The organism is Desulfatibacillum aliphaticivorans DSM 15576 (genome assembly GCF_000429905.1).
In the GTDB taxonomy this organism is placed as follows: Bacteria; Desulfobacterota; Desulfobacteria; order Desulfobacterales; family Desulfatibacillaceae; genus Desulfatibacillum; species Desulfatibacillum aliphaticivorans.
Window position 1 is genome coordinate 1 of the sequence record NZ_AUCT01000052.1, and the last position, 5,069, is coordinate 5,069.

A 5,069-nucleotide genomic window follows, 5' to 3' on the forward strand; every position below is an offset into this window, starting at 1 on the left:
AGCCGGACAACAATGCGGCGGAAAACGCGATTCGGCCTTTTGTGGTGGGCCGGAAGAATTGGCTTTTTGCGGGATCGCCCCGGGGCGCGGAAGCCAGCGCGTTGTTCTTCAGCCTGATCGAGACGGCCAAGGCCAACGGCCTGGAGCCCTTTGCCTATCTGAAAGTTTTATTTGAAAGACTCCCCCTGGCGACCTCCCGGAAAGACTACCAAGCTCTCCTGCCATCCCCGGATTTTAACCTTTCCAACAATTGATTTTTACCCAACCGGGTACTTCACTGGACGCTTACGAATGTTTCCCCGGCCCGGATATCCGGGGGGATATAATCCCGACGTCGGAAGCGAAGGTCGCATCCCTCTCGCCGTCGCTGCCCTCTATACACCGAAGCGCGCAGGCTTTGTCAAGGGTGCTTGCACGAGCGAAGCGAGCTTGCCCTTGACAAGGACAAGCACTTCGGTAGCTTGGCAGCGCAAGGCGAGCAGGCTGTAACGCCCCTTTGCTCCATTGACCGGACTGGTTTCATCGGCTCTCGCACCCAGGATATTGGCCCGGACACATTGAAATACGCCTCATTAGGCGTTTTGCCGTTCAGGGATTGGTGAGGGCGCTCTCTGTTGTAAAAATCGAACCAGCCAGCCAATCCTTTACGCAGTTGAACCCCATCCTCAAAATCCCGCAAATACACATAATGATACTTGAGCGTCCACCACAGGCGCTCCACAAAAATATTATCCAGGCAACGCCCCTTGCCGTCCATGCTGATCCGAATTCCATGGCCTTTCAGAAGACCGGTGAAATCCGCACTGGTGAACTGGACGCCCTGGTCTGTGTTGAAAATCTCCGGCGGACCATATCGATCTATGGCCTCAGCCGCCGCATCCACGCAGAAATCCGCCTCCATGGTATTGGACAAGCGCCAGGAAAGAACCTTGCGGCTGTGCCAGTCGATCACAGCACACAGGTACATGAACCCTTTCCGCATGGGTATGTAAGTGATGTCCGATGACCATACCTGGTTCGCCCGTTCTATGCGCACTCCCTTGAGCAGATAGGGGTAAACTTTATGCCCGGGATGGGGCAGGCTTGTCCGCGGCTTGGGATAAACGGCGCAAATTCCCATGATCCGCATAAGGCGCCGGACCTTTTTGCGGTTAATCTTGTAGCCCAGGCCCCGAAGAAAATTCCGCATGGAGCGGCTTCCCCAGGTTGGCTGCTTCAAGTATTGCTCATCGATCAGGCGCATAAGCTCCAGATCATGGTCACTCACCGGCTTGGGTCGATAATAGTACGAGGACCGGCTCATGGACAGCAGTTCGCATTGACGGGTGATGCTCAACTCTTCGCTTGACGGCTCAACAGCCTGTTTCCGGCAGGCGGCGCTCACGAGTTGAGCTTTCGAGACAAAAAATCCCGTTCCACCTTGAGCCTCCCGATTTCCTCGTAAAGGCTTTTAACATCCGCCTCCCCTTGCTGAGAGGATTTTTTTCCTTTGGCGAACACATCGGAGGCACCGTCCAAAAGAGCCTTTTTCCAACTGCTGATCATGGTGGGGTGAACCCCATACTTGGCAGATAGCTGGGCTGAGGTTTGTTCGTTCTTCAGGGCTTCCAAGGCCACTTTCGCCTTGAATTGGGGGCTGTAGTTGTTACGTTTCTTTCCCATGTCGTCAGATCCTCCTGATTGAGTCTGACTCATAGCTTAGCCTCTGTCCAGTTTTTTGGGTCCACCGTAACGACCGATGGGGGGCTTTTTTTGTTCAAAATTCGTCCCCTATTCCCAATCATTATACAAATGATATTTTAAACGTAAGCGTCCAAAGAAGTACCCGGTTGGGTAAAAATCAATCGTTGGAGAGGTTAAATTCCGGGGCCCAAACAACACAATCCAAACTCCACCCACCCCCATTTTTTCCTTTGACAGATGATGCTGTTTAAAGAAACCTAACTCCTCATTTAAGGTTAACATGAAAATTTTTTTAAAATGAAAATGCTATTTTAAATTTGATACTGTCTGTAATGCGTCGATAGCTTCTTCCAGGCCTTTTTTGTTATCTTCATTTACATCCCATCGTTCTCGCTCTTGCTCTATAGCACTACTCACAGCGGTATCCATTTCCTCTTGAGTATACATATTGGGGGGCATGGTAGTGGTAGTGGTTGTAGTTGATGTCGAGGTAGTTGTAGAAGTCGAGGTACTAGTAGTGGTTGTGCTAGTGGTGGTAGTTGAAGTACTTGAAATTGTAACATTGTTTCCGATAAGACAAAGATAGCCTGTCCCAGTACTCCCAGCAGTGCATGCAGGAGAATATTTATTTCCTGCAAAACCATCCCCTAATTGACCATCATAACGCTCCCCCCAACACCAAACGGAACCATCACTTTTTAATGCCATGGAGTGAATACAACCTGCTGCAATATCTATTACTCCATCCAAATCGGGAATCTGGATCGGTGTATCGCTATTATTTGTTGAATTGTCTCCCAATTGGCCGCATCTATTATAACCCCAGGCCCAAACTGTTTGATCTGACTTAAGTGCTAACGAATGAAGACCTCCTCCTGCAATCGCAACTATATTGGAAAGATTATTAACTTTGACAGGTGAAGTTTTATTTAAGTTGGTTCCATCACCCAATTGACCAGAATAATTTAACCCCCAAGCCCAGACAGTTCCGTCGCCTTTTAACGCTAACGAGTGTTGATTGCCTTTTGATATTGCTACAATATTGCTGAGCCCAGAAACTAAGGAAGGCGTGTTTTGTCCATCTCCCCAACTGTAAACAGTCCCATCGGCTTTCAATGCGAGCGAATTCCCTTCTCCAGCAGCAACAGACCTTACCAAAGTAATATATCCTGTTCCTCCAGGACCGACTACTTGAACCGGATAGTGAGACTCACTAATGTCGGACCCATCTCCCAATTGTCCATAGGAATTGTAACCCCAGGCCCAGGCAGTCCCGTCAGTTTTCACTGCTAACGTATGCGCCCATCCCATTCCAGTGCCTCCCGCTGCAATGGAACGTACATAAGGTAAATTGCTGACTTGTACAGGAATCAGACGGTCTTCATCCGATGTACCGTCGCCTAATTGTCCCGCTGCGTTGCCTCCCCATGCCCATGCGGAGCCATCTGATTTGACGGCGATAGAAAATCCTTCGTCAGAGTCGGTACCTCCTCCATCAATAGACACGACCCCAGTCAAACTTGTTACCTGTACGGGAAGAGGGCTGGTTCTTCTTGTATCGTCGCCTAATTGCCCGAAATAATTACAGCCCCAAGTCCAAACGGTGCCGTCCGACTTGATAGCGAGAGAATGCGCGCCGCCGGCTCCAATGTCTGAAACATTTGATAAATTAATAACGTGGACAGGCTCGGCCGAATATGACTGGAATGAATCTCCTATTTGATTATCGTAATTATATCCCCAGCCAAAAACTATTCCATCAGATCTAACTGCAGCAGAGTGTAATCCGCCCGCACTAATACTCGTAATGTTTTTTATTTCAGTAACTTTAACGGGAATATATTGATTAAGTCCTGTGTTGTCTCCCAATTGGCCGAGAGAGTTTAAACCCCAAGCCCAAACAGTGCCATCGGCTTTAAGCGCTAAGGAGTGCAGGCGCCCTGCGGATATAGCCACAACCCCTGTAAGTCCATCAACCTGGACGGGATAATGGCTATCAGAACTATCACCAGTACCAAGCTGTCCAGTATTACCTCTTCCCCAAGTCCATACCGTACCATCACTTCTTAATGCGATAGAATGGTACCCACCAGCTGATATCTTGACTACATCTGTAATATTTTGGACCTGAGTTGGGGCATTATGGGGATCAGTGTTTCCTATACCAAGCTGTCCATATGAATTGTCTCCCCACGCCCAAACAGTGCCGTCGGCTCTAAGAGCTATCGTATATCCATCCCATTCATATCGGCCACCACCATCAACATCTACAATATTATTCAAAGATGTAATCTGAACTGGATCGCTTTTTGAAATGCTCGTACCATCTCCGAGTTGGCCAGAGTTGTTGCTTCCCCATGCCCATAACGACCCCGTGTCGGTTATAATGAGTGTATGGTAAGACCCTGTTGCGATTGTGATTGCACTATTTGAGACTTGCATCGGGTAAGAACTGTTATTACCCCACTTCCAGACAGTCCCATCGGCTTTTAGTGCCACAGTGTGTGCCGAACCCGCCGCTATGGATGTGATATCGCCAATCCATAAAACCTGAACTGGATAGTTTCTATTTTCGGTTGTTCCATCACCCAGTTGGCCAGCAGAATTATCCCCCCAAGCCCATACTGTACCATCTGCTCTTAAAGCCACAGTATGGCTGTCTCCAGCTGTTATCATGGGTGTTGTGGCACCATAAATATAAGTTCTAAACATAAGAATGATTAATAGAGCGAAAAAAAATGTTACGGGTTTCGTTTGTTTTGCACATATTCCACTCATTTCATCTCTCCCATTAGTTTATGGATGACGATAGACTTTTATTGTGAATAGCGAGTATTATGATAATAATTTGCCTAACATCTATATTTAATATTGAGTATTTTTTCAACAATAAATTTTTTAAATACCAATCGAAATTATCCTTACTATTATCTTTAAAAAATGAAAAATCCCACGCACACCAGTTTGATACCTGCCTTCGACAGTCGTAGGCTAATATGAGCCGGAATTTGGGGTGCTGACAGGCGAAAAGCCTTGATATTCCCCAAATCCGGATTTATTTGACGCCGAAATACGTAGGCACACGATCATTTAAATTAGTTCTTGACTTTCTATATGGTATATGCTATATAAATAGGCATGTATATACGAACCATATCCCGGAAAAACAAGGACGGCTCCAAAGTCGAGTACGTCCAACTGGCCCATAATTACCGCGACCCAAAATCCAAACAGGCCAGAGCGGAGGTTCTGTACAGCTTTGGGCGCAAGGATCAGCTGGACATGGAAGCTATCCGTCGCCTTGCCAAAAGCGTGGAACGATTTCTCGCCAAGACGGGAGATGTGGAGACCCAGTGCAAGCTCCAGTTTCCAGGAGAGGATGTCCG

2 protein-coding genes and 2 pseudogenes are annotated in these 5,069 nt (G+C 47.7%); 2 read left to right on the plus strand and 2 right to left on the minus strand.

Translation table 11 applies throughout. The annotated features are described in order from the left end of the window. Window positions 1-254, plus strand: a 254-nt coding sequence (locus G491_RS32600; RefSeq protein ID WP_035220229.1) for a transposase domain-containing protein, incomplete at its 5' end; no start/stop codon positions are given. Window positions 255-559: 305 nt separating this feature from the next. Here the strand turns inward: G491_RS32600 and G491_RS32605 are convergent. Beyond that, window positions 560-1,662, minus strand: a pseudogene (locus G491_RS32605) (IS3 family transposase); the annotation flags it as partial. A gap of 327 nt (window positions 1,663-1,989) precedes the next feature. Then, complete coding sequence (locus G491_RS35130; protein WP_211239172.1) at window positions 1,990-4,461, minus strand: RCC1 domain-containing protein; 2,472 nt, start codon at window positions 4,459-4,461, stop codon at window positions 1,990-1,992. A 360-nt stretch (window positions 4,462-4,821) separates the two neighbouring features. On the opposite strand from G491_RS35130, the pseudogene G491_RS0125900 reads away from it, so the two are divergent. Further along, window positions 4,822-5,069 (plus strand): annotated as a pseudogene (locus G491_RS0125900) (IS1634 family transposase); the annotation flags it as partial.

Excerpts from the sequence above, each read along its gene's own strand:
- G491_RS35130 (WP_211239172.1), bottom strand. The coding sequence starts at position 4,461 with ATGAGTGGAATATGTGCAAAACAAACGAAACCCGTAACATTTTTTTTC.